The 24,988-nt window shown below is 71.0% G+C and carries 25 protein-coding genes and 1 tRNA gene; 21 read left to right on the forward strand and 5 right to left on the reverse strand.

Annotated features, from left to right (window positions below; translation table 11 throughout):
* The 17 genes from CITRI_RS19650 to CITRI_RS0110125 all read left to right on the forward strand — a co-directional run.
* On the forward strand, window positions 1-366 hold a 366-nt coding region (locus CITRI_RS19650), incomplete at its 5' end, for a hypothetical protein (RefSeq protein ID WP_010144657.1).
* 286 nt (window positions 367-652) lie between these two features.
* Window positions 653-961 carry a 50S ribosomal protein L21 gene (gene rplU, locus CITRI_RS0110050; RefSeq protein WP_029139212.1) on the forward strand — a complete coding sequence of 103 codons (309 nt, stop codon included), beginning with the start codon at window positions 653-655 and terminating at the stop codon, window positions 959-961.
* A 94-nt stretch (window positions 962-1,055) separates the two neighbouring features.
* Window positions 1,056-1,316: a 50S ribosomal protein L27 gene (rpmA, locus tag CITRI_RS0110055; RefSeq protein WP_010144660.1), complete on the forward strand. Its 261-nt coding sequence runs from the start codon at window positions 1,056-1,058 to the stop codon at window positions 1,314-1,316.
* 195 nt (window positions 1,317-1,511) lie between these two features.
* Window positions 1,512-3,101, forward strand: coding sequence for a GTPase ObgE (gene obgE, locus CITRI_RS0110060; protein ID WP_010144661.1), 1,590 nt, complete (start codon window positions 1,512-1,514; stop codon window positions 3,099-3,101).
* Entirely contained in the window at window positions 3,094-4,254 is a 1,161-nt protein-coding gene (gene proB / locus CITRI_RS0110065) for a glutamate 5-kinase (protein ID WP_010144662.1), read from the forward strand. The genes obgE and proB overlap by 8 nt, the downstream gene beginning before the upstream one ends.
* 10 nt (window positions 4,255-4,264) lie before the next feature.
* Window positions 4,265-5,623: a glutamate-5-semialdehyde dehydrogenase gene (locus tag CITRI_RS0110070; RefSeq protein WP_010144663.1), complete on the forward strand. Its 1,359-nt coding sequence runs from the start codon at window positions 4,265-4,267 to the stop codon at window positions 5,621-5,623.
* 82 nt (window positions 5,624-5,705) lie between these two features.
* On the forward strand, window positions 5,706-5,942 hold the full coding sequence (locus tag CITRI_RS17290) for a hypothetical protein (protein ID WP_010144664.1): 237 nt from the start codon (window positions 5,706-5,708) through the stop codon (window positions 5,940-5,942).
* Between the two features lie 139 nt (window positions 5,943-6,081).
* Window positions 6,082-6,708, forward strand: a complete 627-nt coding sequence (gene nadD / locus CITRI_RS17295; RefSeq protein WP_050813658.1) for a nicotinate-nucleotide adenylyltransferase — start codon at window positions 6,082-6,084, stop codon at window positions 6,706-6,708.
* Window positions 6,705-7,532: a hypothetical protein gene (locus CITRI_RS0110085; RefSeq protein WP_141566062.1), complete on the forward strand. Its 828-nt coding sequence runs from the start codon at window positions 6,705-6,707 to the stop codon at window positions 7,530-7,532. Before nadD ends, CITRI_RS0110085 begins: the two co-directional genes overlap by 4 nt.
* Before the next feature lie 55 nt (window positions 7,533-7,587).
* The gene (rsfS, locus tag CITRI_RS17300) at window positions 7,588-8,025 is read left to right on the forward strand and encodes a ribosome silencing factor (RefSeq protein WP_050813657.1); all 438 of its coding nucleotides are present in this window, start codon (window positions 7,588-7,590) and stop codon (window positions 8,023-8,025) included.
* A gap of 177 nt (window positions 8,026-8,202) precedes the next feature.
* Window positions 8,203-8,278, forward strand: a tRNA-Ala gene (locus tag CITRI_RS0110095).
* 179 nt (window positions 8,279-8,457) lie between these two features.
* Window positions 8,458-8,829, forward strand: a complete 372-nt coding sequence (locus tag CITRI_RS0110100) for an iron chaperone (RefSeq protein ID WP_010144668.1) — start codon at window positions 8,458-8,460, stop codon at window positions 8,827-8,829.
* A gap of 60 nt (window positions 8,830-8,889) precedes the next feature.
* A complete protein-coding gene (gene glsA / locus CITRI_RS0110105; protein WP_010144669.1) occupies window positions 8,890-10,701 on the forward strand; it encodes a glutaminase A in 1,812 nt (603 codons plus the stop codon).
* A gap of 104 nt (window positions 10,702-10,805) precedes the next feature.
* Window positions 10,806-11,450: an ABC transporter permease gene (locus tag CITRI_RS0110110; RefSeq protein ID WP_010144670.1), complete on the forward strand. Its 645-nt coding sequence runs from the start codon at window positions 10,806-10,808 to the stop codon at window positions 11,448-11,450.
* Window positions 11,447-12,649, forward strand: a complete 1,203-nt coding sequence (locus CITRI_RS0110115) for an ABC transporter ATP-binding protein (protein ID WP_010144671.1) — start codon at window positions 11,447-11,449, stop codon at window positions 12,647-12,649. The genes CITRI_RS0110110 and CITRI_RS0110115 overlap by 4 nt, the downstream gene beginning before the upstream one ends.
* A complete protein-coding gene (locus tag CITRI_RS0110120) occupies window positions 12,646-13,455 on the forward strand; it encodes an ABC transporter permease (protein ID WP_029139215.1) in 810 nt (269 codons plus the stop codon). The genes CITRI_RS0110115 and CITRI_RS0110120 overlap by 4 nt, the downstream gene beginning before the upstream one ends.
* A 53-nt stretch (window positions 13,456-13,508) precedes the next feature.
* A complete protein-coding gene (locus CITRI_RS0110125) occupies window positions 13,509-14,441 on the forward strand; it encodes a glycine betaine ABC transporter substrate-binding protein (RefSeq protein ID WP_029139216.1) in 933 nt (310 codons plus the stop codon).
* 24 nt (window positions 14,442-14,465) lie between these two features.
* Here CITRI_RS0110125 and CITRI_RS0110130 read toward each other — a convergent pair whose 3' ends face one another.
* Window positions 14,466-15,989 (reverse strand): asparagine synthase-related protein, encoded by a 1,524-nt coding sequence (locus CITRI_RS0110130; RefSeq protein WP_010144675.1) that lies wholly within the window; start codon window positions 15,987-15,989, stop codon window positions 14,466-14,468.
* 126 nt (window positions 15,990-16,115) lie between these two features.
* Here CITRI_RS0110130 and CITRI_RS0110135 point away from each other — a divergent pair, with 126 nt between their 5' ends.
* Window positions 16,116-17,231: a glycosyltransferase family 4 protein gene (locus CITRI_RS0110135; RefSeq protein WP_029139217.1), complete on the forward strand. Its 1,116-nt coding sequence runs from the start codon at window positions 16,116-16,118 to the stop codon at window positions 17,229-17,231.
* Here the strand turns inward: CITRI_RS0110135 and CITRI_RS0110140 are convergent.
* From CITRI_RS0110140 to CITRI_RS0110150, 3 genes are read right to left on the reverse strand one after another with little or no spacing between them, the layout of a single operon-like run.
* Complete coding sequence (locus tag CITRI_RS0110140) at window positions 17,140-18,780, reverse strand: ABC transporter permease (protein WP_010144677.1); 1,641 nt, start codon at window positions 18,778-18,780, stop codon at window positions 17,140-17,142. The genes CITRI_RS0110135 and CITRI_RS0110140 overlap by 92 nt on opposite strands.
* A gap of 3 nt (window positions 18,781-18,783) precedes the next feature.
* Entirely contained in the window at window positions 18,784-19,602 is an 819-nt protein-coding gene (locus tag CITRI_RS0110145) for an ABC transporter ATP-binding protein (protein WP_010144678.1), read from the reverse strand.
* Entirely contained in the window at window positions 19,599-20,648 is a 1,050-nt protein-coding gene (locus CITRI_RS0110150; protein ID WP_010144679.1) for an ABC transporter substrate-binding protein, read from the reverse strand. The genes CITRI_RS0110145 and CITRI_RS0110150 overlap by 4 nt, the downstream gene beginning before the upstream one ends.
* A 310-nt stretch (window positions 20,649-20,958) precedes the next feature.
* On the opposite strand from CITRI_RS0110150, the gene CITRI_RS0110155 reads away from it, so the two are divergent.
* Together CITRI_RS0110155 and CITRI_RS17305 are read left to right on the forward strand one after the other, a co-directional pair.
* Window positions 20,959-22,644, forward strand: coding sequence for a ribonuclease J (locus tag CITRI_RS0110155; RefSeq protein ID WP_029139220.1), 1,686 nt, complete (start codon window positions 20,959-20,961; stop codon window positions 22,642-22,644).
* A 73-nt stretch (window positions 22,645-22,717) separates the two neighbouring features.
* The gene (locus tag CITRI_RS17305) at window positions 22,718-23,752 is read left to right on the forward strand and encodes an arsenic resistance protein (protein ID WP_237709040.1); all 1,035 of its coding nucleotides are present in this window, start codon (window positions 22,718-22,720) and stop codon (window positions 23,750-23,752) included.
* Here CITRI_RS17305 and CITRI_RS0110165 read toward each other — a convergent pair.
* Window positions 23,691-24,086 carry a hypothetical protein gene (locus CITRI_RS0110165; protein WP_029139221.1) on the reverse strand — a complete coding sequence of 132 codons (396 nt, stop codon included), beginning with the start codon at window positions 24,084-24,086 and terminating at the stop codon, window positions 23,691-23,693. The two genes, CITRI_RS17305 and CITRI_RS0110165, sit on opposite strands and share 62 nt — an antisense overlap.
* Window positions 24,087-24,233: 147 nt before the next feature.
* On the opposite strand from CITRI_RS0110165, the gene CITRI_RS0110170 reads away from it, so the two are divergent.
* A complete protein-coding gene (locus CITRI_RS0110170; RefSeq protein WP_029139222.1) occupies window positions 24,234-24,890 on the forward strand; it encodes a dihydrofolate reductase family protein in 657 nt (218 codons plus the stop codon).
* Window positions 24,891-24,988: the final 98 nt, after the last annotated feature.

Raw genomic sequence — 24,988 nt, forward strand, 5'->3', positions numbered from 1 at the left:
CCGAGGGAAGCGCGCGAGCAGCCCGAGCCGCAGCCGTCGGCCGCCCCGGCCCTGCAGTCCCCTGCACCGGCGCCCGCACAGGCGGCACCGGCCCAGGCCCCCGCAGCCCAGGCCCCGGCGGCCCCGACCCGTCGCCGTCGTCGGGCCGCGTCCTCGGACGGGACCTCGGGTGAAATCCAGACCGTGGAGCTGACCGCGGCCTCCAGCGGCGGCCACCGGTTCAGCGCCTCCGTCGGCGCCGCCGGAGCGGGCGCCGCTGCGGCCGGTGAGTCCGCGACGGAGGGCGCCGGCGGCGCGGCCCGGGCCGCGGCGCCGTCGATCATCGGCGTCGGGGTCAAGGCCGAGGACATCGCCCGCCCGGAGTAGTCCGGGCCCGTCCCGGCGCGCCGCGGTCCTCGACCGGCCGCGGCGCGCCGTCTCACCGGCATTTGGCCCAGCGGGGGCCCGGCGGGTAGGATAGTCACTCGGTGCTGCGCCGCCGTCGTTTCTTCTCTGCCCCTGGTGTTGGGCGTCGGAAGGCCCGCCGGTCCGCCTCAAGGTATCGCCCCCGCTGTCCGGGACCGTCCGCATTCGCCGGCCGGACACCGCTGGTTTGGGCAGGCCCTGAGTGCAGCAGAACAGAATCGTCATCGTCGAGAGAAGTGAGTCCCAAGTGGTGTACGCGATTGTCCGCGCTGGCGGCCGCCAGGAAAAGGTTTCCGTCGGAGACCTCGTTACCCTTGACCGCGTCGCCGCTGAGGCCGGAAGCTCCCTGGAGCTGCCCGCCGTCATGCTGGTGGACGGGGACAAGGTGACCACCGGTGCTGATGACCTGGCCAAGGTCAAGGTCACCGCCGAGGTCGTCGACCATTCCCGTGGCAAGAAGATTGTCATCCAGAAGTACAAGAACAAGACCGGCTACAAGAAGCGCCAGGGCCACCGGTCCGAGCTGACCACCGTCAAGGTCACCTCGATCGCCTGATCCTGCGCCTCGCCGGCTAGCCCGGTCACGCACAACCAGACCCCGCGGTTCCTGGCGAGAAGCCACCGGCCGCACCACACCGAAGGATTGAACAATGGCACACAAGAAGGCCGGTAGTTCCTCGAAGAACGGCCGCGACTCCAACCCGCAGTTCCTCGGCATCAAGCGCTTCGGCGGCCAGGCCGTCAACGCCGGTGAGATCCTGGTCCGCCAGCGCGGCACCAAGTTCCACCCGGGCGCCAACGTCGGCATCGGCAAGGACGACACCCTGTTCGCCCTGTCCGCCGGCGCCGTGGAGTTCGGCAACCGCCGCGGCCGCAAGGTCGTCAACATCGTTCCTGCCGCCGCTGAGTGATCACTCGCGTGACGGCACCGGGGGCATGAGCTCCCGGACCTGAACATCGCCCCGGCGGGGCGGGCCAGACTGGTCCGCCTCCGCCGGAGTCGTTAACAGGCACCGGTCACGGCGTGCCCCTGCGGGAGTACGTCAGACTGGAGACCAGCAACACCAACATCGCCCCGGCAGAGCGGGTGCGGCAGAGAGGCGGCCATGGCGGCATTCGTGGACCGGGTGGTCCTGCACGTATCCGGCGGACACGGAGGCCACGGCGTGGCCTCCGTGAAGCGGGAGAAGTTCAAGCCCCTGGGCGGACCCGACGGCGGCAACGGCGGCGACGGCGGCGACGTCACCCTGGTGGTGGACTCGCAGACCACCACGTTGCTGTCCTACCACCACGCCCCCCACCGGCACGCCGGCAACGGCGGGCCCGGCAAGGGAGACTTCCGGCACGGGGCCCACGGGGAGTCCCTCACGCTCTCCGTCCCGGACGGCACCGTCGTCAAGGACATCCAGGGCAACATCCTCGCCGACCTCGTGGGCCACGGCGCCTCCTACGTGGTGGCCCACGGTGGCCAGGGCGGCCTGGGCAACGCGGCGCTGGCCTCGCAGAAGCGCAAGGCCCCCGGCTTCGCCCTGCTCGGGACCCCCGGTGACGAACTGGACATCGTCCTGGAGCTCAAGTCCGTGGCGGACATCGCCCTGGTGGGTTTCCCCTCGGCCGGCAAGTCCTCGCTGATCGCCGCCCTGTCCGCGGCTCGGCCCAAGATCGCCGACTACCCGTTCACCACCCTCGTGCCGAACCTGGGCGTGGTGCAGGCCGGCGACGTCCGATTCACCGTGGCCGACGTCCCGGGCCTGATCCCGGGCGCCTCCGAGGGCAAGGGCCTGGGCCTGGAGTTCCTGCGCCACGTGGAGCGCTGCGCCGCCCTGGTGCACGTGCTGGACTGCGCCTCGCTGGAGTCCGACCGGGACCCGATGGCCGACTTCGAGGCGATCGAGGCCGAGCTGGCGGCCTACGCCGTGGAGCCGACCTTCGCCCAGGCCGGGGAGGGCGTCGTCCCGCTGAACGAGCGGCCGCGCATCGTGGCCCTGAACAAGACGGACCTGCCGGACGGCCAGGCGATGGCCGAGATGGTGCGTGAGTCCCTCGAGGCCCGCGGACTGCGCGTCTTCGAGGTCTCCGCGGTCTCGCACAAGGGCCTGGACCCGCTGAAGTTCGCCATGGCCGGGCTCGTCCAGGAGGCCCGGGACCGGATGCCGGAGCCCGTGGAGACCGCCGAGCCCGTGGTCGTCCGGCCGCGGTCCGTGCGTGCCAAGGAGTTCGAGATCACGCGCGAGGAGCGCAACCTCGAGCCGCTGTTCCGCGTGCGCGGCACCAAGCCGGAGCGCTGGATCGCCCAGACCGACTTCACCAACGACGAGGCCGTGGGCTACCTGGCCGACCGGCTCAATCGCCTGGGCGTGGAGGACGAGCTCTTCAAGCAGGGCGCCAAGCCTGGTGACGCCGTGGTGATCGGCAGTGACGACAACGGCGTGGTCTTCGACTGGGAGCCCACCATGGCCGCCGGTGCCGAGTTGCTGGCCGGCCCGCGCGGGGCCGACCTGCGCATGGAGGAGCGGTCCCGCCCCACCCGCGAGCAGAAGCGCCAGGAGCTCGAGGACCGCAAGGCGGCCCGGGCCCGCACCCAGGCCGAGCTGGAGGCCGAGCGCCGGTCGGGCATCTGGACGGAACGCTATGCGCGGGACACGGACGGCGAGAACGCCGGGACGGGGAGTGCCGAAGGGCCCGTCGATGGCTGAGCAGGTCATGAACCCCGTCACCGGACGGGACACCCTGCACCGCGCCCGCCGCCTGGTCATCAAGATCGGCTCGTCCTCGCTGACCACGCCCACCGGGGTCGACCACGCGGCCATCAACTCCCTCGTGGACACCATCGCGGCCGTGCGCTCACGCGGCACCGAGGTCGCCCTGGTGTCCTCGGGCACCATCGCGGCGGGCATCCACCCGTTGGGCCTGGGCAAGCGACCGCGGGACCTGGCCACCCAGCAGGCCGCGGCCGCCGTGGGGCAGGGCAAGCTGCTGGCGCACTACGCCGCGTCCTTCGCCCGGCACCAGACCGAGGTGGCCCAGGTGCTGCTGACCGCCGAGGACCTGATCCGCCGCACCCAGTACACGAACGCGTTCCGGGCGCTGAACCGGCTGCTGGCCCTCGCGGTGGTGCCGATCATCAACGAGAACGACACGGTGACCACCGCGGAGATCCGGTTCGGGGACAACGACCGGCTCTCCGCCCTGGTGGCCAACCTGCTGCGCGCCGACGCGCTGCTGCTGCTCACCGACGTCGACGCCCTGTACACCGGCCCGCCCTCACGGCCCGGATCCCAGCGCATCCCCTCCGTCGCCTCACGGGCCGACCTGGAGGACGTGGCGATCGGCCGGACCGGCCCGGCCGGCGTCGGGACCGGGGGCATGGTCACCAAGGTGGAGGCCGCCGGGATCGCCACCGGTTCGGGCATCCACGCCCTCGTCACCTCCGCGGCCAACGCCAATCGCGCGCTGGCGGGGGAGGACGTGGGCACCTGGTTCCAGGCCTCCGGCAGGCGCCGGACGGCGCGGAGCACCTGGCTCGGGCTGCTCGCCGAGGTGCACGGCCGGGTGGTGCTCGACGACGGTGCCGTCACCGCCGTGGTGCGGAACAAGAGGTCCCTGCTGCCGGCCGGGATCACCGGGGTGGAGGGCCGCTTCGACGCCGGTGACCCGATCGAGCTGGCCGATGCCCGGGGCACCGTGGTGGCCCGCGGACTGGTGAACTACTCCTCCTCGGAGTTGCCCCCCATGCTGGGGCGCACCACCGCCGACCTGCGCGAGGAACTCGGCCCGGAGTACCAGCGCCCCGTGGTGCACACGGACGATTGTGTCCGGCTCTCGGCCCGGGCCCAGCGCCGCCGGTAGACTCCGGGGCATGCCCAACAGTGCCGCTGAGAACGCCGTGACCGCCGAGACCGTCGAGACCGCCCAGGACGCCCCGGTGTCCGGGAACGGTGGGACCGACGTGCCGGAGGAGGTCCGCGAGGCCATCCGGTCCGTCGGCGAGCGTGCCCGGCGGGCCCGCCACGAACTGGCCACCGCGGGCCGGGCCCGCAAGGACGAGACGCTGCGGGCGATGGCCGCGAAGCTGCGGCTGAACACCCGGCACCTGATCGCGGAGAACAAGAAGGACGTGGCGGCCGGCCGCGAGTCCGGGACGTCCGAGGCGATGCTGGACCGGTTGTCCCTGGACGAGGCGCGCATCGAGGCCCTGGCCGTGGCCCTGGAGGAGCTGGCGGCCCTGCCGGATCCGGTCGGTGACGTGGTGCGCGGCCGCAACCTGCCGAACGGGCTGCGGATGACCCAGGTCCGGGTCCCGCTCGGCACCGTGGGCGCCATCTACGAGGCCCGCCCCAACGTGACCGTGGACATCGCCGGGCTGGCCCTGAAGTCCGGCAACGCCGTCATCCTCCGCGGCGGTTCGGCCGCCAGGAACACCAATGCCGCGCTGATCTCGATCCTGCGCGAGGTGGCCGGGGACCAGGGCTTCGAGGCGGACATCATCCAGGGCATCGACCAGTACGGACGCGCCGGTGCCACCGCACTGATGTCCGAGCGGGGCTCGGTGGACGTGCTCATCCCGCGCGGCGGCCACGACCTGATCCAGTCCGTGGTGCGCACGGCCAGGGTCCCCGTCATCGAGACCGGCGAGGGCAATGTCCACCTGTTCATCGACGCCTCCGCGCCCGTCAAGATGGCCGTGGACATCGCCCTGAACGCCAAGACGCAGAGGGTCTCGGTGTGCAACGCCGCCGAGACCCTGCTCATCCACGCCCAGGCGGAGGAGGCCGGCCGCGAGGTGTTGCGGGCCCTGTCCCGCACCGGCGTGTTCCTGCACGTGGACGAGGGCGCCCGCGCCTGGCTGCCGGACGGCGCCCAGGCCGAGACCGCTCGGGACGAGGACTGGGGACGGGAGTACCTGGCCCTGGAGATGGCCGTGAAGACGGTGGGATCCCTGGACGAGGCGATCGAGCACATCCAGCGCTGGTCCACCGGCCACACCGAGGCCATCGTCACCAACGACCTGGCCAACGCGGACCGCTTCGTCACCGAGATCGACTCCGCCGCGGTGATCGTCAACGCCTCCACCCGTTTCACCGATGGCGGTCAGCTGGGCCTGGGCGCCGAGGTGGGCATCTCCACGCAGAAGATGCACGCCCGCGGACCCATGGGCCTCGAGGAGCTCACCACCACCAAGTGGGTGCTTCGCGGGGAGGGCCAGGTCCGGATCTGAACGGGGGACGTACTAGGATGGGGCCCAGACATCACCGTGACCTGTGGCCGGATGACCGGCCCCTTCGAGGGAGATCCACCAGATGAACACCATCACCGCCCTGACCGTCCTGGCCGCCGAGGAGCACCTCGTGGTCAACCCGCTGTTCCTGCCGGCCTCGGTCATCGGCGTGGGTTCCTTCCTGCTCTTCCTGCTGATGCTGGCCGCCGTCATGGGCCTGCGCTCCGTCGGCCGCCGCCACGAGGTGCCGGGCGTGGACGACTACCACCAGGGCCGTGGCTACGACGAGCGCGAGCACAGCCACTGGGGAACCCACTGATCCTCCGTCGAACTCCCGCCGCGTAGTGACCGACTCACTCCAGAAGCCCACCCAGACCATCTGTGACGTGGCCGAGCCCGAGCAGGCCTCGGCGACCCGTCAGCAGGATGGTGGTCGGCGCCGGTTCCGCCTCGGCGTCATGGGTGGCACCTTCGACCCGATCCACCACGGACACCTCGTGGCCGCCTCCGAGGTGGCCGCCGAGCTGGACCTGGACGAGGTCGTCTTCGTGCCCACCGGCAAGCCATGGCAGAAGGACGGCAACAAGGTGTCCCCGGCCGAGCACCGGTACCTGATGACGGTCATCGCCACCGCCTCCAACCCGCGCTTCACGGTGTCCCGGGTGGACATCGACCGTCCCGGACCGACCTTCACCGCGGACACCCTGCGTGACCTGCGCATCCTGCGGCCCGAGGCGGAGCTGTTCTTCATCACCGGGGCGGACGCCCTGGAACAGATCATGACCTGGAAGGACGTGGACACCCTCTGGGACATGGCCCAGTTCGTCGGTGTCACCCGTCCGGGGCACGACCTCGTGGAGGTCGGCCCGGAGACGGGCGTGATGCTCATGGAGGTCCCGGCGATGGCCATCTCCTCGACCGATTGCCGCGCCCGGGTCCAGGCCCACAAGCCGGTCTGGTACCTCGTGCCGGACGGCGTGGTCCAGTACATTGCCAAGCACCTCCTGTACCTGCCCGACGCGCACGGCCCGGGCGGCGGCCTGGGCGGGCGCCGCAGCCAGGACGCCCCGGAGGTCCGGGCGTGAGTGCTGTTGATCCCACCCGCCGTCCCGAACGCCAGCACCGCCGGGTGGACACTGAGGCCGGGGCGCCGGCGGGGGAGACCTCCGAGGCGATCCTCGACCTGCCCGCCTCCGGGGTCGACCCGGCCGACGTCGGCCCGCTGACCGGCACGTTCCCCGGCGTGCTCCCCGGCGTGGCCGAACTGCCCCTGCTCAAGGACGGGCGGGTCGTGTCCCGCCCCGGCCAGGCCCCCGCCGCCCTGGCCCGCGTCTTCGAGTCCGATGCCCCCACCGGGTACACCGTCGCCAGCGACGGGGTGCCGGTGGGCCCCGACGGGCAACCGCTCACCCGTCGGCAGTTGCGCGAGATGCGCCGGCGTCAGGAGTCCGGCGCCGGCCCCGAGTCCTCGCCCGCCACGGCCCGACGCGCGGAGGCACCGGCAGGTGCCCCGGCCGGACTCGCGGGACAGGGCGAAGAACCCGTCACCCGGGAGTCCCTGGCCCTCGAGGCCGCGGCCCTGGCCGAACGCCTCGCCGCCGCCGGTGATGACCCCGCGAACGTGGACCCGCAATTGCTGCGGGAGCAGGAGGTGCTGGCGGAGAAGGCCCGTCTCCTCAACCAGACCGGCATGCTGGCCACTGTTCCCCCCGCTGCGCCCGTCGGGGCGTCCGGTGCCGAGCCCGCCGCCGCGTCCGTGCGCCATGAACCGATCCAGGCGCAGTCCGCCCACGGGCTGGACTCCCTGCCGGCCTCGGCGTGGGGTTCCCGGGAGCGCACCCTGGTGATCGTGGCCGCGGTCGTCTTCGCCATCCTGGTCATCGCGCTGATCATCGCCCTGGCCCTGTGACCACCGTCGTACCACCCACCCTCCAGGAGTTGCCCGTGACCGTCCCCCCACCACCCTGACCGCGCTGAAGCTGGCCGGCCAGGCCGCAGCAGACAAGCAGGCCACCGACATCGTGGCCGTCGACGTGGCCGAGCGGATGGGGCTGACCGACGCGTTCCTCATCGCCTCGGCCTCGTCGGAGCGGCAGGTCGTCGCCGTCGTGGACGAGGTCGAGGAAGTGCTCAGCCGGCAGCTGAAGCTCGACGTGATCCGCCGTGAGGGCAAGGCCGGCGGCCGCTGGGTGCTGCTGGACTACGGGCACTTCGTGGTGCACGTCCAGCACGAGGAGGAGCGGGTGTTCTACGCCCTCGACCGCCTCTGGAAGGACGCCCCGCTGATCGACCTCGGCCTCACGGACGGGGTGGGAGCCGGTGAACCCGGTTCGACCATCACCCCGGACGACACCCCGCGGGACTGGACACCCGGCGCGCCGGGTGAGGCCCAGGCGCAGTAGGCCACGCCAGCGGCCGAGACCCCACCGGGGCGCGTTCCCGCCCCGGTGGCGGCACGGGTGATCGCCGGCCGACTGCCCGTGTCGGACCTCGATTTGCGAACCGATCGAAGAGCTGTGTATATTTATCGAGTTGCTTCGGACGGAACGAAAACGAAACGGCCGGGGAAACACCCTTCTGGGGGTATGGCGCAGTTGGTAGCGCGTCTCCATGGCATGGAGAAGGTCAGGGGTTCGAATCCCCTTACCTCCACCAGAAGAAAGGCCCTTCCTCACCTGAGGAAGGGCCTTTTTGCTGTCCCACGTCACTGCGGCCGGCGGTGCCGCCACGCCCGGACGTCCGGGTCCCGGGACGCGCGTCCTGGAACCCGGGGTTACCGTGGAGGCCACGAGCACGGCACGGGAGCCGAGCCCTAGATGAAGGAGTGTCGGACCATGGGACTGCTGCCCAAGTCCATGAGCAAGGCCGCCGGAGACCGGGACGACGTGCTGAGGACGATCGCCGGCATGGACGCCCGGGACCGCGCGGTGGCGGAGAGGATCCACGCGATCGTGACCGAGGTCGCGCCGGACCTGACCCCGCGACTGATGTACGGCCAGCCCGGCTACTACCGTGATGGCACGGTGGTCTGCTTCTTCCGCAGCGGTGCGGCGGACAAGGCGCGCTATTCGACCCTGGGTTTCGACGAGGGGGCACGGTTCGAGGACGAGGACAGCGGGTTCTGGCCGACGTCGTTCGCACTGACACGGCTCACCCCTCAGGCCGAGGACGAGATCCGCGCGCTGGTGCGCCGGGCTGCCGGCTGACCCGCCGGCCGGGCGCGATACCACCGGTGCCCGCCGGAAACCAGCGGCTACGGTGGGGCCATGCACTCGCCCATCCAGCGGATACTCGACCAGGTGCTCGCCGACGTCCGTGAACTGCGCGGGGGAGAGCCCTACCCGGTCCACCCGGCCGGCCGGGCGCCCGACCCCGAGGACTTCGGTATCTGCCTGGCCACGGTCGACGGCCAGGTGTACTCCGCCGGCGCGGCCGGCACGGAGTTCTCCATCCAGTCGATCTCCAAGCCGTTCACGTACGCTCTCGCCCTCGCCGACCATGGGTTCGAGACGGTCGACGAGAAGGTGGACGTCGAGCCCTCGGGTGACCCGTTCAACCAGATCTCCCTGGCGCCCGACACCGGCCGGCCGCCGAACGCGATGGTCAATGCCGGGGCCCTGGCCGTGGCCTCGATGATCAGGGGCAGCGGTGGCAAGCCTGCCCTGCGCAGGATCACGGAGTTGTACTCCGGTTGCGCCGGGCGGGAGCTGACGAGCAGCAAGTCCGTGTTCGACGTCGAGATGCGCCACAGTGACCGCAATCATGCCCTAGCGTTCCTGTTGCGGTCCTTCGGCATCATCGACGATGATCCGACGCGCGCCCTGGAGACCTATCTCCGGCAGTGCGCCGTCCAGGTCACCGCTCGGGACCTGGCGCTGATGGCGGCCACCCTGGCCAACGGAGGCACGAATCCGTTGACCGGGAACGAGGTGCTCAGCATGGAGATCGTGGAACGGGTGCTGTCCGTGATGATGACCTCGGGCATGTACGACGACGCGGGCTCCTGGGCCAGCGAAGTCGGCATGCCGGCCAAGTCCGGGGTCGGTGGGGGCACCCTGGCGGTCCTCCCCGGCCAGGCCGGTCTCGCGGTCTTCGCGCCCCCACTGGACGGGCACGGGAACAGCGTTCGCGGGGTCGAGACGTGCCGGCGGCTGTCCGCCGACATGGAGATGCACTTCGTGAGGGCCGCACGCAACGGCAGGTCGGCCGTGAAGGCGGTGGTGGAGATCTCCCAACTGCCGTCCCGCGTGCGGCGGACGGAGGAGGAGGCCGAGGTCCTGGAGCGTTCCAGCGGTCGGGCCTGCGTCGTGGAGGTCGTCGGCGACCTGTTCTTCGCGGGCACGGAGTCCCTCGTCCGGACGGTGAGCGAACTCGGCGGTGAGGTGGAGATCGTCGTCCTCGACCTGCGCCAGGTGCATGACGTCGGCCGGCTCGGACGGGACATGCTGGCCGAACTGCAGCGTCGCCTGACGGCGGAGCACCGAGAGTGCGTCCTCGTCACGGGGGAGGACTCCCCAGCGGGCGCAGCCCTCCGGGACGTGCCGGCGAACACCTTCGGAAGCCTCGGGGAGGCCATCGAGTACTGCGAGGACCGTGTGCTGGAACGGCACGGGCCGCCCGCGCGGCCTGCTCCGCGCGTTCCGGTCACCGAGTCACCCGTCCTCACCGCACTGGACCGGCACGAGCGGGAGCTGCTGCAGTCCTTGATGGAGCGGCGTGACTACCAGGACGGTGACGTCATCCGGCGGGTGGGCCAGCGGTTCGGCGGAGTGCACTTCATCGTCTCCGGCCAGGTCAACACGCTGGCCTCGGATCCCCAGGGAAACCGCGTGCGCCTGAACACGCTCAGTGCCGGGATGACCTTCGGGGAACTCGCGTTGGGCAGCGAGGACAGGCAGGAGACCACGGAGAAGGCCGTGGGTGCCGTCGAGCTCATGGTCCTGACCCCGGAGGCCCTCGACGCGCTGGAGGAGACGGACACCGGCCTGGCCGTCCGGTTCTGGCGTGCCCTGACTCGTGACGCCTACCTGCTGGTCGACCGGTACCTGCGGGAGGCGGCGGTGCGACTGACGTACTGAGCCCGTGCGCCGGGACGAGGCTGTCCGGGAACCACCTTGGAGTTCCGTGTGAACAGGCTGAACTATAGTGTCCGAAGACGACGGCTGGTCCCGAGGAGGCTGCAGTGGAGTTTCTCGAGTTCTTGGTGGACCGTTCGGACGACATGCTCGAGCTCGGCCTGCAGCACGCTGCGCTCGTCGGCGCCGCGGTGGTCATCGCCACGATCCTCGGAGTCGCCCTCGGGGTCGCGACGTACCGCACCGAGCGGCCACGGCAGATCGTCCTTGCCATCAGCGGTACCTTCCTGACCATCCCGTCCTTCGCCCTGTTCATCCTCCTGCTGGGCCCCCTGGGCCTCGGGTGGCCGCCCGTGTTGCTCGCACTCGTGCTGTACGGGCTCCTGCCGGTGGTGCGCAACACCATCACCGGGTTGCGCGAGGTCGATCCCGCGATCATCGAATCAGCCAAGGGCATGGGCTTGAGCCGGCGCCAGCGCCTGATGCAGATCGAATTGCCCCTGGCCTGGCCGGTGGTCATCACCGGGGTGCGGGTCACGACCCTCGTCCTCCTGGGCATCGCGGCGATCGGGGCGATCGTCAACGGGCCCGGTTACGGAGAACTGATCTTCACCGGGCTGGCGCGCGTGGGGACACCCGTCGCCGTCAACCTGGTGCTGGCAGGGACCCTGGGGGTCATCGTGCTGGCCATCCTCTTCGACCTGCTCTTCCATGCCGTCCGCCGCCTCACCACTTCGCGAGGGATCCGATGACCCAGACCCACGACACCCGTACCGATGCCGACGTGATGATCCGGCTGGAGGACTTGACGAAACGATTCCCCGGCGCCCAGCGGAACGCCGTGGACGGGCTGACGATGGACATCCGACGGGGAGAGATCGTCGTACTGGTGGGGCCGTCCGGTTGCGGCAAGACCACCACCATGAAGATGATCAACCGGATCATCGAACCGACCTCGGGCCGCATCATCATCGACGGCGAGGACGTCACGAGGTCGGACCCCGACCAGTTGCGCCGCAGGATCGGGTACGTCATCCAGCAGATCGGCCTGTTCCCCCACGTCACGATCGGTGAGAACGTGGCCACCGTGCCGAGGCTGCTCGGCTGGGATGCAGAGCGGATCCGGGCGCGTGTCGATGACCTGTTGCGGACCGTCAACATGGATCCGGCCGAGTTCCGGGACCGCTATCCCAAGCAGCTGTCCGGCGGCCAGCAGCAGCGCGTGGGAGTCGCCCGCGCACTCGGGGGGGACCCCCAGGTCATGCTGATGGACGAGCCGTTCGGGGCCATCGACCCGATCACGCGCGAACGACTCCAGAACGAGTTCCTCCGGCTGCAGTCCCAGGTCCGCAAGACCATCGTGTTCGTCACCCACGACATCGACGAGGCGATCAAGATGGGAGACCGGATCGCCATCCTGCAGGAGGGTTCCAGGATCGCCCAGTACGACACCCCGGAGAAGATCCTCACGGCCCCGGCCAACGACTTCGTGCGGGACTTCATCGGCGGGGGCGCCTCACTCAAGCGCCTCAGCCTCACGCGGGTCCGGGACATCGAACTGAGCCCGTGGCCGACCGTCGGGGCGGGCGACTCCGTGGACCAGGCCCGGGCGGCACTGCTCTCCTCACAGCGCAGCGCGGTCCTGGTCCTCGACGGGGCGGGTCGGCCGGCGCGATGGGTGGGGCTGGACGACCTGCGGCACGAGCCCGTCCGGTCACTGGACGAGATCGGTGCCGTACCGCAGGCCGTGGTCGAACCCCAGGCCACCCTGAGCGACGCCCTGAACGAACTCATCGCCGCCCGCCATGCCGTCACCGTCGTGGTCGACGAGTCGGGACGCTACCGGGGCGTCGTGGACATCGACCAGATCAACCAGGCCATCCGGTCGATGCGCCGGTCGGCCGTCGACGAGGCCAGGACGGACATCACCGACGCGGGGGCCCGGCCATGAGCGTCGGGTCCGCCGTGGACGGCCACGCCGCCGATATCGTCCCGCAGGCCCCGCCGGCGCCGGGTCGGCGCCGTTGGACGGGATACCTGACGATGCCGGTGATCCTGGCCGTCGCCCTGGTGTCGCTGTACCTCTACGTCGGCGGCCAGGACCTGGACTCGATCGAGGCCCGGTCCCTGAACGCGAGTGCACTGGCCACGGCGACCGGTGAGCACGTGTTGCTCACGGCCGTGTCCACCGCCATCACGCTGCTGATCGCCGTGCCCCTGGGCATACTCCTGACGCGCCCGTTCGCCCGCAGGACCCGTCCGTTCGTCATCGGGGTGCTGACCCTCGGACAGGCCGTCCCCACGATCTCCATCCTCGTGCTGCTGGCGGTGGGCTTCCTGTTCCTCGGCTTCAAGGCCGCGATCGTCGGCCTCGTCCTGTATGCGATCATCCCGGTGCTGCTGAACACCATGGTGGGGCTCGAGCAGGTCGACGACGCCGTGCTGGAGGCTGGACGGGGCATGGGGCTCTCCCGACTGCACGTGCTCTGGAAGCTCGAACTGCCGCTGGCGGTGCCGGTCATCCTGGCCGGTGTCCGCACGGCCTTGGTCATCAACGTGGGAACGGCGACGCTGGTGACCTATATCAACGCGGGCGGCCTGGGAGACATCATCGTCGCAGGACTGTCCACCAACCGGGTCCTGGTGCAGTTGGTGGGCGCCATCCTGACAGCAGCCCTGGCGCTGTTCATCGACTACCTGGCCGGTATCGCGGAGGACCTGCTCACGCCGCGCGGACTACGCCTCGCGGATGCCTGAGACACCGGGCGAGGGACCACGACTTCCGATCAAGGACCAACATGGAGGCAGGCATGAACACAAGGACCAAGAACACCGGCGTAGGGCTGGCGGCTGTCGCCGCCCTCGTGCTGACCGGTTGCAGTGGTGGTGGGGGTGAGAGCCCGAACACCGGGCTGCTGGAGGGGGCACAGCTCACGGCGGGATCCAAGGAGTTCACCGAGTCGGTGATCCTGTCCCAGATCACTGCGCATGCCCTCGAGGACGCCGGCGCGACCGTCGAGGACCAGACCGGGATCTCGGGCAGCGCGACCGTGCGCGAGGCGCTCGCGTCCGAGGAGATCGACTTCTACTGGGACTACACGGGTACCGGCTGGGTGAACATCCTCGGCAATACGACCGAGGACGCCCCGGAGGACCTGTACGACGCCGTGGCAACGGCAGACGCGGAGAACGGCATCGCGTGGCTGGACCCGGCCCCGTTCGAGAACACCTACCGCATCGCCGTCAAGCAGGACTTCGCCACCGAGAACGGCTTGGCGACCCAGTCCGACGCCGCGGACTTCATCAACGCGAACCCGGACCGGGCACGTGTGTGTGCCGCGAGTGAGTTCATCAACCGGGACGACGGCCTGCCCGGCCTGGAGGAGGCCTACGGCTTCGAGTTCTCCCGTGTCGTCGAACTGGACCTGAACCTGATCTACACCCAGGTCGGGGACACCTGTGAGTTCGGCGAGGTGTTCTCCACCGATGCTCGGATCGCGGCCAACGACATGCAGGTCCTGGAGGACGACCGGGAGTTCTTCGTCGAGTACCAGGGGGCCATGACCCTCCGGCAGGAGACGCTGGACCAGTACCCGGAGATCGCGGAGATCATGGCGCCCATCTCCGAGCGGCTCACCAACGAGACGATGATGCAGCTCAACGGACGGGTGGACACGGACGGCGAGGATCCGAGCGATGTCGCCGAGGAATGGCTCCAGGAGCAGGGCCTGATCGGCTCCTGAGGCACGGGCCCCGTCGGCCGGTGTTCACGCCTCCGTGAACCGGCCGACGGTGGTCTCGGCATCCACGCCGTGCAGGGCGGCCATGAACATCCGGTAGTAGGCGAGTTCCTCGCGCGTCCGCAGGGGCGGACGCACCCGACCGGCCTCGGCCGCCAGCTCGTCCGCGCCGACCGTCCGCCCGAAGTGGTGGCTGAGCACCTCGTTCATCCCGGTCCCCTCACCGAACTGCTCCTTCCGCCGCCAGAGCACCTCGTCGGGCAGCCAGCCGTCGAAGGACCGTCGCAACAACCACTTGGCCGGCCGGTCGGGTCGCACCAGCTTCCATTCCGGGGGAAGCGCCATGGCCAGTTCGACCATGTCCAGGTCGAGGAAGGGGAGCCTCGGCTCCACCCCGAGGGCACCCGCCACGCGATCGACCCGCTGCAGCCCTCCGATGTGCATGCCCTGGAGGGTCTCGAGCAGGTCCGCGTGCAATTCCGGGCCCCCACTGTGCTCGCCGTAGTGGGAGTACCCGGCGAAGAGCTCGTCGGCTCCCTCGCCGACGAGGATGACCTTGACGTGGCGGGCCGCCAACCGGGAGACGAAGTAGTTCGGCACGGCCGAGTGGACGAGCGTGGGATCGAACGACTCCAGTCCGGCGACGACCCGGGGGACCGCCTCGATCGCGTCGTCCGCGGTATAGATGAGTTCGTGGTGCTCGGTGCCGCAGTGGTCGGCGACGACGCGTGCGGCGGTCAGGTCGGTGCTGTCCTCCAGGCCGACGGCGAATGTCTTCAGCCTCCGGCCATCGGCGCCGAGCCGTCGGGCGGTGATCGCGGTGATGATGCTGGAATCGACGCCTCCGGACAGGAGCACCCCGGGGGGCTGCTGTCCGGAGAGGCTCCGGTCGACAGCCCTGACCAGGGTCTCCCGGAGGGCGTCGAAGACCCACGCCGGGGGTTCCTCGTCCTCGGCCCGGCTCTGGAGCAGGACGGGGACGGTGCCCGGGAAGCGCCGGATCGGGGACAGGCCGCCCTCCGGGGTCCAGTGGTGTCCCGGGGGGAAGGGACGCACAGAGGGACGCAGGTCCTCGTCGAACGCCTTGAGCTCGGAGGCGAAGATCACCGTGTCGTCCCGCGTGGCCCAGTACAGCGGGCACAGCCCGAGGACGTCGCGGGCCACGGCGAAGCGGCCGTCCCCGGCGGCGATGACCAGGGCGTAGGAACCCCAGAGCCGCTCGAAGGCCCCGGGACCGACGTCCTCGAAGAGGACGATGGCGGCCTCGAGGTCCGACTCGGTGGTGAAACGATCGCCACCCACCGTCTGCCTGATGCGCCGGTGGTTCTGGACCGTCCCGTCCCCGACGAGCCAGAGGTCCCGGTCCCGGCCTCCCCACAGCGGCTGGTTGCCCGACACGGGGTCGGTGATCGTCAGGTACCTGCTGCCGATCCAGGCCCTTCCGACGCCCTGGCTTCCTGACCCGTCCGGTCCCCGGTGGGCCAGGCGCTCCAGCATGCGCCGGCCCATGGCCGGATCGAAGGCGCCGTACCCTGCTACCACACCCGACATGGTCTCCCTCTCGACGAGGCTCAGTGTAGTCTTCCGGCACCGGTCGCCCGAGGTGTGCTGGCCCCTTTCGGCCGGCGCGGTCGACGCCGGTGCCGTCAGCTTCCCTGGCAGTCCAGGAGGTCCCGTATGTCGCACCCCCCGACGGGTTTCGTGCGCTGGCGCAGCGACTCGGCCAGTGGCGGCAACCGCTACGACGAGGAGCTCACGGTGGCCCTGCGGGCGCGGGGGCTGGAGGTTCGCGAGTATCCCGTCACGGGGAACTGGCCGCTGCCCTCGGACGACGACCGCCGGCGGTTCTCCGGCGTGCTGGCCCGGGAGCAGGACTGGCTCATCGGCAACATCGTCGCCTCGGCAGTGCCGGACCAAATCGCCGACGCGGTCTCGGCCGGACGCCGGGTCACGATCCTGGTGCACTACTTCCCGGCCGACGACCCGGCCCTGCCGGCCCCCGACCGGCAGCGACTCGCCGCAGCGGAGGCGGAGTCCGTCCGGACGGCGAGCCGGGTGGTGGTGACCAGCGCCTGGGCCGGCGCCGCGGTGGCCGACCGGTACGGGCGCCACGACGCGGTGGTGGCCGTCCCCGGCGTCGACCCGGTCGCGCCCGCGCCCGGCTCGGTGCGCCGCGGACGTCCGCCGATGCTGTTGTGGCTGGCCCGGCTGACCCCCGGCAAGGACCCCCTCACGGTCGTCGAGGCGCTGGCCCGGTTACGGGACCTGGACTGGACCGCCCGGCTGGTGGGTCCCGACACCGTCGACGAGGCCCTCAGCCGCCGCGTCCGTGAGCGCATCGCCGAGGCCGGGCTCACCGGCCGTGTCGGGGTGACGGGGCCCCTCCACGGCAGGGACCTGGACGCCGTCTGGGACGCCACCGACCTGCTGGTCCACACCTCGCGTGCCGAGACCTACGGGATGGTCGTCGCCGAGGCCCTGGCCAGGGGGATCCCGTCCGTCGTCGCGTCCGGCACCGGTGCCGTCGAGGCGCAGGGGGCGGGGGAGACGTTCCCGGCCGGTGACGTCGGCGCCCTGGCCGGGGCCCTGCGCGCCTGGCTGGCGGACGAGCGGCTCAGGGACCGCTGGCGACGAGACGCGGCCGGGCAATGCGCCCGCCTGACGAGGTGGTCGGACACCGCGGCCCGGGTGGCCGCCGCCCTCACCAGCGGGACTGCTCCGGCGCCACCACGGCCAGCACCCGGCGCTCGACGGCCTCGACGAGGGCATATCCCGCCAGCGCCATCAGCGTGACGACCACGACCGTGGACCACAGGGAGGTGTACCGGCTCGTCGCCGCGTCCACGGCCATCATGTTGCCCAGCCCGGTCCCGGTGGCCAGCCACTCGGCAACCGTGGCGGCGAGCAGCGCCGTGGGCGCGGCGATCCGCGCGGCGGCGAAGAACGCCGGCGCCATTGCCGGCAGCCGGCCCAGCACCAGTACCCTCGTGCGCGGCGTGGCATAGGCGGCGAAGACGTCGGCCACCTGGCCGGGCAGCCGGCCCAGGCCGTAGAGGCACGAGACCAGCGTGGGGAAGAACGTCATGAGGGCCACCACGACGGCGGTGCCGAACGACCCGCGGCCGAGCGCGGCGACCAGCAGGGGCGCGATCGCGATGATCGGCACGCACCGCAGGGCGACGGCGACGGGCGTCAGGGCCCGCCGCACGCGGGCCGAGAGGGAGAACGCGGCGGCCAGGAGCACGCCCAGCGCCAGACCGGCGAAGTAACCGGGGACGGCCACGAGGGCGGTCTGGCTGGCCGCCGTGAACAGCTCGGCACGGTGCTCGGCGGCCGTCGGCGCGGACACCAGCCACTCCCAGACGTCCCAGGGGCGCTTGGCGAAATAGGGGTTGAGGTCGAGCAGCCAGAACAGCCCGGCCCAGGCCAGCAGCACGATCGCCGCCGTGAGGGCCACGCCGCCGGCACTGACGAGCCAGCGTCGCCAGGCGGGCCGCCGGGGGTCGGCCCCGGGCGTGGCCAGCAGCACCGTCGGCTGCTCCGGTGCCAACCGCCGGGCGATGAACGAGACCAGGACGTACCCGATCATCGACACCACGGCGCTGAGGATCATCAACGCCCAGAGGCCGTCGGTGTCCAGGCTCCGCAGCGCCTGGATCGAGAGCACCCCGATGCCGCGCTCGGCCCCCGTGAACTCCCCGACCAGTGCTCCGAGGAAGGCGGCGGGCACCGAGGCCTGCAACCCGGCCATCAGGTACGGCAGGGCCGCGCGCGCCCGGACGGTGACCAGCGTGGTCCAGCGGCCCCTGCCGTAGGTGGCCGTCAGGTCGAGCCAGGACCGGGGCACGGCGCGCATGCCCACCAGCAGGGGCACGAGGGTGAGGTAGTAGACGGCCAGGGCCGCCAGCGTGACCTGCGGCCCGTCCCCGAACCCGTAGGCCAGTCGCAGCAGCGGCCCCAGCGCCACGAGGGGCAGGCAGTAGACGACCAGGGCGAGCCGCAGCACCGTCCGCTCCAGGCCCGGCAACAGCACGACCAGCAGGGCCAGGGCCACGGCCGCCACGTTGCCGGCCAGGTAGCCGATCATCGCCTCGCGCGTGGTGAACCACAGCCCCCGGCCGTAGACGTCGGCGTTCTCCACGAGCGTGCCGAGGATGCCGGAGGGGACACCGATCAGGTGCCGGTCGGCCAGGACCGTCCGGCCGACCAGTTCCCACAGGCCGATCACCAGGACCCAGCCCAGGAGCACGCGCAGTGCGGCAGCCGGCCGGGCACGGGCGGGACGGGGGCCGTCGCCGTCGCGGCCCGTGGCCTGGACGGCCTGTTCACCCTGCAGGACCATTCCTCACCCCTGGCCGAGGGCGTACTCGTCCACGCCCAGCAGGGTGCCGATCCGGTCCACGAGCTCGGTGAAGCGCCGGGAATGCAGCTGCTGCATCCGCCGCGGCCGTTCGAGGCCGACCGGCAGGTCCGCGACGATGGAGCCGGGCCGGGCCGACATCACCAGGACACGGTCCGCCAGCAGGACCGCCTCGGGGATCGAGTGGGTCACCAGCAGCGTGGTGGTGGTGGCACCGGACCACAGCGGCGGCAGTTCGATGTTGAGCCTGCGACGGGTGAGCTCGTCGACCGCGCCGAAGGGCTCGTCGAGCAACAGCAGCCTCGGCTCGGTGACCAGGCAGCGGGCGATCGCCGCGCGCTGCCGCATCCCGCCGGACAGTTGCGCCGGACGGGCCTTCTCGAACCCGGCCAGGCCGACCATGCCCAGCAACCGGGCGACCTTGCGGTGGTCGACCGGCTGACCGGCCAGCCGCCGGGCCAGGGCCACGTTGCCGGCGGCGGTCCGCCAGGGCAGCAGCGAGGCGTCCTGGAAGGCGATGGCCAGCTCGCCGCGCCGGCGCACCTCGAGCGGGTCGTCACCGTCGATGCGCACCGACCCGCCGGCGTCGGGGTGTTCCAGGCCCGCGATGATCCGCAGCAGGGTGGACTTCCCGCACCCGGAGGGCCCGACCAGGGCCGTGACCGAACCGGCCTCCAGGGTCAGGTCCAGGGACGCCAGGACGGGCAGCGGCTCCGCCGGACCGGGGAAGGTCTTGGCGACGGCGGTGCACAGCACCTCGGGGGCCGGTCGTCCCGCCGTGCGGGCGGTCTGCACGCCGGTCACGCGGTGGGCCCGTCCCGGTACACCTCGTCGAGGATGCTCCGGTCCCACATCTGCTCGGTGGCCCCCTCGATGCCCAGGAGCTCGAACAGCCGCAGGTTCTCCTGGACCTGGTCGTCGGTGAACCACCCGAAGCCGAACTGCTCGGTGGCCTCGGAGAACATGATGTCGAGCTGGACCGTCGCCTGTTCCTGCTGCGTCTCCAGGTCCAGGCCGGCATCGGGGTACGCCTGGACGGCGAGCTCGGCGGCGGCCCGGGGATCGTCCTGGTAGAGCTGCCAGCCGCGGGCGTCCCCGCGGAGCAGCCGGATGACCTGGTCGCGCCGCGCCTCGTCCTGGAGGCTGGAACGCAACACGGTGTAGGTCTGGCTCATCGGGTCGTAGCCGAAGTCGGCGAGCAGCATCGAGTGCCCCTCGATGCCCTGGACGGCCAGCGCCACGGGAAGGTCGTTGTAGAAGCAGTAGAGGCCGTCGACCTGGCCGGCAGTGAGGACCGCCGGGTCGTACTGGCTCGGGACGAACTCGACCTGGTCCTGGGTCAGGCCGTTGATGGCCAGGAAGGCCTCCAGCCCGGGGGTGTCCGTGCCGGCCACGCCGATCTTCCTGCCCACCAGGTCCTGGGGGGAGGTCAGTGGCGCATCCGCCAGGGACAGGATCGTCACAGGGCTCTTCTGGTACTGGGCACCGATGATGACCAGGTCGGCGCCCTCGGCATTGGACCGGGCGACACCGTCCGCCACCGAGACGTTCATCAGCGCTGCCCCGCTGACCGTGTTCGCGTCCCCGGCCACGTTGGGTCCGCCGGCCGCGAGGCTGACGTCCAGCCCGAGGTCCCGGAACAGGCCCCGGTCCTGCGCCAGGTAGGTGCCGCCGAACTGCACCGAATGCGTCCAGGACAACTGGTAGGTCACCGCCGCGGCCGGCCCGTCGGTGCCGGAGGCGGAACCACCGGAGGGGGAGGCCTCGTTGCCGCACCCCACCAGCCCGCCCACGGTCAGGGCGCCGAGCCCGCCGAGGACCGTGCGCCGGGAGACAACCGAACGAACCATGGGAGACCTCCGGGGTCGGGGTCGGACCCGCCATCCGGGCCGGGCCTGCGGGTATTCTGTGATGGACTTCACATCCTAGTGGGGCCGCGCGCGGGATGGGGGACGCCTGGACGCCGTCCGCGCACGCCGCGCCGGACGTCCCGTCCCACCGGAGCGTCCCGGTGATACCGTCCCGGGGGTCCGTGGGCGGTACATTAGGGGGTAGTCTTCCCGGCGCCGCCCGCTCGCTGCGGGCCCCGGACCCGAGGGAACCCCCTCCACATCGGTGTACCGCCCTGGTGCACTTCCCTGACGACGAAAGCGTGATCAGTTGCCCCGTTCCTCCCGTAAGTCCAAGTCCTCGTCCTCCCTGCCGTCCGGAGGGTTGCGGATCACCCCGCTGGGAGGCCTGGGTGAGATCGGCCGCAACATGACGGTCTTCGAGCACGAGGGCAAGCTGCTCGTGGTGGACTGTGGCGTCCTCTTCCCCGAGGAGCACCAGCCCGGCATCGACGTCATCCTCCCGGACTTCACTTCCATCCGGGACCGGTTGAAGGACATCGTCGGCATCGTGCTCACGCACGGCCACGAGGACCACATCGGCGGGGTGCCCTACCTGCTGAAGGAGCGCCCGGACATCCCGTTGATCGGTTCCGAGCTGACGCTGGCGTTCATCTCCGCCAAGCTCACCGAGCACCGGATCACGCCGAAGACGATCCACGTGGAGGCCGAGGACAAGCACCAGGCGGGCCCCTTCGAACTCGAGTTCGTCGCGGTCAACCACTCCATCCCGGACAGCCTCGCCGTGGCGATCCGCACCAAGGCCGGCCTGGTCCTGCACACCGGTGACTTCAAGATGGACCAGTTCCCGCTGGACGACCGGATCACGGACCTGCGCCACTTCGCCCGCCTGGGCGAGGAGGGCGTGGACCTGTTCCTCACCGACTCCACGAACGCCGAGGTTCCGGGGTTCACCATCTCGGAGCGGGAACTGACCCCCGCGATCGAGCAGGTCTTCGCCACCGCGAAGAAGCGGATCATCGTCTCCAGCTTCGCCAGCCACGTGCACCGCATCCAGCAGGTCCTGGACGCCGCGCACGCCAGCGGGCGCAAGGTCGCGTTCGTGGGCCGGTCCATGGTGCGCAACATGGGCATCGCCAGCGACCTGGACTACCTCAAGATCCCGCGCGGGCTGCTCGTGGACTTCAAGAAGCTGCAGTCCATGCCCGATGACAAGGTCGCGCTGGTCTGCACCGGGTCCCAGGGCGAGCCGATGGCGGCACTGTCCCGGATGGCCTCCGGCACCCACCAGATCAAGCTCGGCGCCGGGGACACCGTCCTGATGGCCAGCTCGATGGTGCCCGGCAACGAGAACGCGATCTACGGGATCATCAACAAGTTCACCGACCTAGGCGTCAAGGTCGTGCACAAGGGCAACGCCAAGGTGCACGTCTCCGGTCACGCCTCCGCCGGGGAACTGGTCTACTGCTACAACATCGTCCGGCCCACCCACGTCATGCCCGTGCACGGCGAGTCCTCGCACCTCCACGCCAACGCCGACCTGGCCGTGCGGACCGGCATCGCCCCCGAGCGCGTGCTCGTCGTCAAGGATGGCACCACCGTGGACCTGGTCAAGGGCCAGGCCAGGGTCTCCGGCCAGGTGGAGGCCGGACTGGTCTACGTGGACGGCCACACCGTCGGCAAGGTCACCGAGGAGACCCTGGTCGAGCGGCGGCTGCTGCAGGAGGGCGGTTCGGTGACCGTGGTCGCGATCGTGGACCCGGACACCAACACCCTGGCCGAGCCGCTGGAGTTCATGACCAAGGGCTTCATCCAGGACCCCCAGATCTTCGACACCGCGGCGAAGAAGGTCAAGGACGCCCTGGCCAAGCCCCACGTCGCCGGCATCGACGACCTGGACCAGATCGAGAAGCTGATCGTGGACACGGTGGGCCGCCACCTCGACCGCGCCTACCGGCGGGCCCCGCTGATCACCGCCGTCGTCATCGACGCCTGACCGCCCTCCCGGGGTGGGCCCGGGGCGGGGCACGGGCGAGGAGATGATTCGGGCCGGCGGGCCCGGTGGTGGAATGCTGGGATCCATGGGATCGGCCGGCGACTGGATGGAGCGGCACCAGGTGGTGCTGTACCTGTCCGCGCTGGGTGCGGGCGCCGTCGCCGGGTCCCTGGTCCCGGCCGTTGCCGGACCTGCCGGGCAGGCCATCACACCGGTGCTGGGCCTGTTGCTGTACGCCACCTTCCTGGCCGTCCCGTTCCGCCGCCTCGGCCGTGCTGCGCGGGACGGGGGATTCCTCCTGGCGGTGCTGGGGCTGAACTTCGTGGTGGTGCCGGTGGTGGTGTTCGCCCTCTCCCGGCTGGTCGCCCACGACGACGTCCTGCTGCTCGGGGTGCTGTTCGTCCTGCTGACCCCGTGCGTGGACTACGTCATCGTCTTCACCGGCCTGGCCGGCGGCTCGCAGGACCGCCTGCTGGCCGCCACGCCGTTGCTGATGCTGGCGCAGATGCTCCTGCTGCCGGGGTACCTGTGGCTGATGGCCGGGCCGCAGCTCGCCCCCGGACTCGATGTCCGCCCGTTCCTGGAGGCCTTCGCGCTGCTCATCGTGGCGCCCCTCGGCGCGGCGTGGCTGACCCAGGCGGTGGCCGTCCGCCGGGCCTGGGGCCGCGCCGTGGACCGGGTGGTCTCGGCGGGGATGGTCCCGTTGATGATGGCCACGCTGGCCGTCGTGGTCGCCTCCCAGGCGCACGACGTCGCCCGGCACCTGGGCGGGTTGCTCACCGTGGTGCCGGTGTACGTGCTCTTCGCGGCCGTGATGGTCGCGCTCGGACTGGCGGCCGGTCGCGTCGCCGGGCTGGATGCGCCCGGACGGCGGGCGCTCGTGTTCAGCGGGGTGACCCGGAACTCCCTCGTGGTGCTGCCGCTGGTGCTGGCCCTGCCGGCGTCGCTGGGCCCGGACTACCGGCTGGCGCCGCTGGTGGTGGTCACCCAGACCCTCGTGGAGCTGGTCGTGATGGTGGTGCTGGTGCGGCTGGTGCCCCGGCTGGTCAGCGCGCGGGGTCGAAGTCCTCGGGATCCTTCTGCAGCCGGCCTTCCAACGCCTGGCTGAGGTCCTCGTCCTCCACCTCGTACATGGGGTCGACCTCGAGCTCGAGGGCCTCCAGGGCCTCCTCGTCGTCGTCCACGGCCACGAACCGGACCCGGGCCTCCGTGATCGTCTCGGCCACGTCGTCCAGGCCGAGGTACTCGTACCCGGTGATCACCCGTTGGAGCGGGAACTCGTCGTCGTCCAGGTGCATCTCGATCGCGTTGACGAGTCCGCCGGTCTGCACCGCCCCGTGGAAGGTCAGGACATCGCGCAGGGCGATGTCACCGGGGGAGGTGGCCTCAGGCAGGGCATCGAAGTCAAGGGCGCGGTTCCACACCGCCTCGGTAGTGCTCATGCCAGCAGAGTAGGCAGAACCGGGCGCCCTGTCAGTCCTCCGCCGTCCATGACGTGCATGTCTCGCGCGCTCCCTCCCCGGCCGGACGGACCGAACGGCGCATGATCGGAGTGGCCGTCGTCCCGCGCGGTGGGCTTCACTGCCGCCATGAGAAAGCTCATCTCCAGCACGTTCGTCTCCCTCGACGGCGTCATGCAGGCTCCCGGAGGGCCCGACGAGGACCGTACGGGGGGCTTCACCCTCGGCGGGTGGACCGCCCCGCTGTTCGACGAGTCCATGGGCTCGTGGATGGACCGGACCTTCGCCACCCAGTTCGACCTGCTCCTGGGACGCAGGACCTATGAGATCTTCGCCGCCTACTGGCCCCATCACACGGACTCGCTCGTGGGGGAGGCGTTCAGCCGGGCACACAAGTACGTGGCCAGCCACCGACTGCACGATCCCGCCTGGGAACACACCACGGTCCTGTCCGGCAACGTGCCGGAACAGGTCGCCGCGCTGAAGGGCCAGGACGGGCCGGATCTGCTGCTGCAGGGCAGCGGCAACCTCATCCAGTCCCTGTTGACCGCCGGGCTGATCGACGAGGTCCGGGTCCTGGTCTTCCCGCTGCTGCTGGGCCCCGGCAAGCGGCTCTTCGCGGAGGGGACCATCCCGGCCGGTCTCCGCCTGACCGAGGACGAGGTCTCGCAGTCCGGTGTCGTCATGGCCTCCTACGCACTCGGCGGACCAGTCGCCACGGGCAGTTTCACCGACGAGGATCCCTCCCAGGACGAGCCGGACCGGCGCAGCGGTCCCCAGGACTGAGGGAACGCGGCGGGCTGACCCCGGGTCTCCGGCCTCCGCCGCCGCGCGAGGATGACCCATTGACTCCCTCCGAGGACCCTGCTTACGCTCGCAGCATT

The sequence above is a fragment of the Citricoccus sp. CH26A genome, assembly GCF_000224415.1.
Taxonomy (GTDB): Bacteria; Actinomycetota; Actinomycetes; order Actinomycetales; family Micrococcaceae; genus Citricoccus.

What these genes read in the sequence shown, in the direction of transcription:
- CITRI_RS0110150 (WP_010144679.1), bottom strand. Translation starts at nt 20,648, where the DNA reads ATGGTTCGTTCGGTTGTCTCCCGGCGCACGGTCCTCGGCGGGCTCGGC.
- CITRI_RS0110135 (WP_029139217.1), top strand. Translation starts at nt 16,116, where the DNA reads ATGTCGCACCCCCCGACGGGTTTCGTGCGCTGGCGCAGCGACTCGGCC.
- CITRI_RS0110140 (WP_010144677.1), bottom strand. Translation starts at nt 18,780, where the DNA reads ATGGTCCTGCAGGGTGAACAGGCCGTCCAGGCCACGGGCCGCGACGGC.
- CITRI_RS17290 (WP_010144664.1), top strand. Translation starts at nt 5,706, where the DNA reads ATGAACACCATCACCGCCCTGACCGTCCTGGCCGCCGAGGAGCACCTC.
- CITRI_RS0110125 (WP_029139216.1), top strand. Translation starts at nt 13,509, where the DNA reads ATGAACACAAGGACCAAGAACACCGGCGTAGGGCTGGCGGCTGTCGCC.
- CITRI_RS0110165 (WP_029139221.1), bottom strand. Translation starts at nt 24,086, where the DNA reads ATGAGCACTACCGAGGCGGTGTGGAACCGCGCCCTTGACTTCGATGCC.
- CITRI_RS0110070 (WP_010144663.1), top strand. Translation starts at nt 4,265, where the DNA reads ATGCCCAACAGTGCCGCTGAGAACGCCGTGACCGCCGAGACCGTCGAG.
- CITRI_RS0110120 (WP_029139215.1), top strand. Translation starts at nt 12,646, where the DNA reads ATGAGCGTCGGGTCCGCCGTGGACGGCCACGCCGCCGATATCGTCCCG.
- nadD (WP_050813658.1), top strand. Translation starts at nt 6,082, where the DNA reads ATGGGTGGCACCTTCGACCCGATCCACCACGGACACCTCGTGGCCGCC.
- CITRI_RS0110130 (WP_010144675.1), bottom strand. Translation starts at nt 15,989, where the DNA reads ATGTCGGGTGTGGTAGCAGGGTACGGCGCCTTCGATCCGGCCATGGGC.
- CITRI_RS0110100 (WP_010144668.1), top strand. Translation starts at nt 8,458, where the DNA reads ATGGGACTGCTGCCCAAGTCCATGAGCAAGGCCGCCGGAGACCGGGAC.
- CITRI_RS0110115 (WP_010144671.1), top strand. Translation starts at nt 11,447, where the DNA reads ATGACCCAGACCCACGACACCCGTACCGATGCCGACGTGATGATCCGG.
- CITRI_RS17305 (WP_237709040.1), top strand. Translation starts at nt 22,718, where the DNA reads ATGCTGGGATCCATGGGATCGGCCGGCGACTGGATGGAGCGGCACCAG.
- proB (WP_010144662.1), top strand. Translation starts at nt 3,094, where the DNA reads ATGGCTGAGCAGGTCATGAACCCCGTCACCGGACGGGACACCCTGCAC.
- rpmA (WP_010144660.1), top strand. Translation starts at nt 1,056, where the DNA reads ATGGCACACAAGAAGGCCGGTAGTTCCTCGAAGAACGGCCGCGACTCC.
- glsA (WP_010144669.1), top strand. Translation starts at nt 8,890, where the DNA reads ATGCACTCGCCCATCCAGCGGATACTCGACCAGGTGCTCGCCGACGTC.
- CITRI_RS0110170 (WP_029139222.1), top strand. Translation starts at nt 24,234, where the DNA reads ATGAGAAAGCTCATCTCCAGCACGTTCGTCTCCCTCGACGGCGTCATG.
- obgE (WP_010144661.1), top strand. Translation starts at nt 1,512, where the DNA reads ATGGCGGCATTCGTGGACCGGGTGGTCCTGCACGTATCCGGCGGACAC.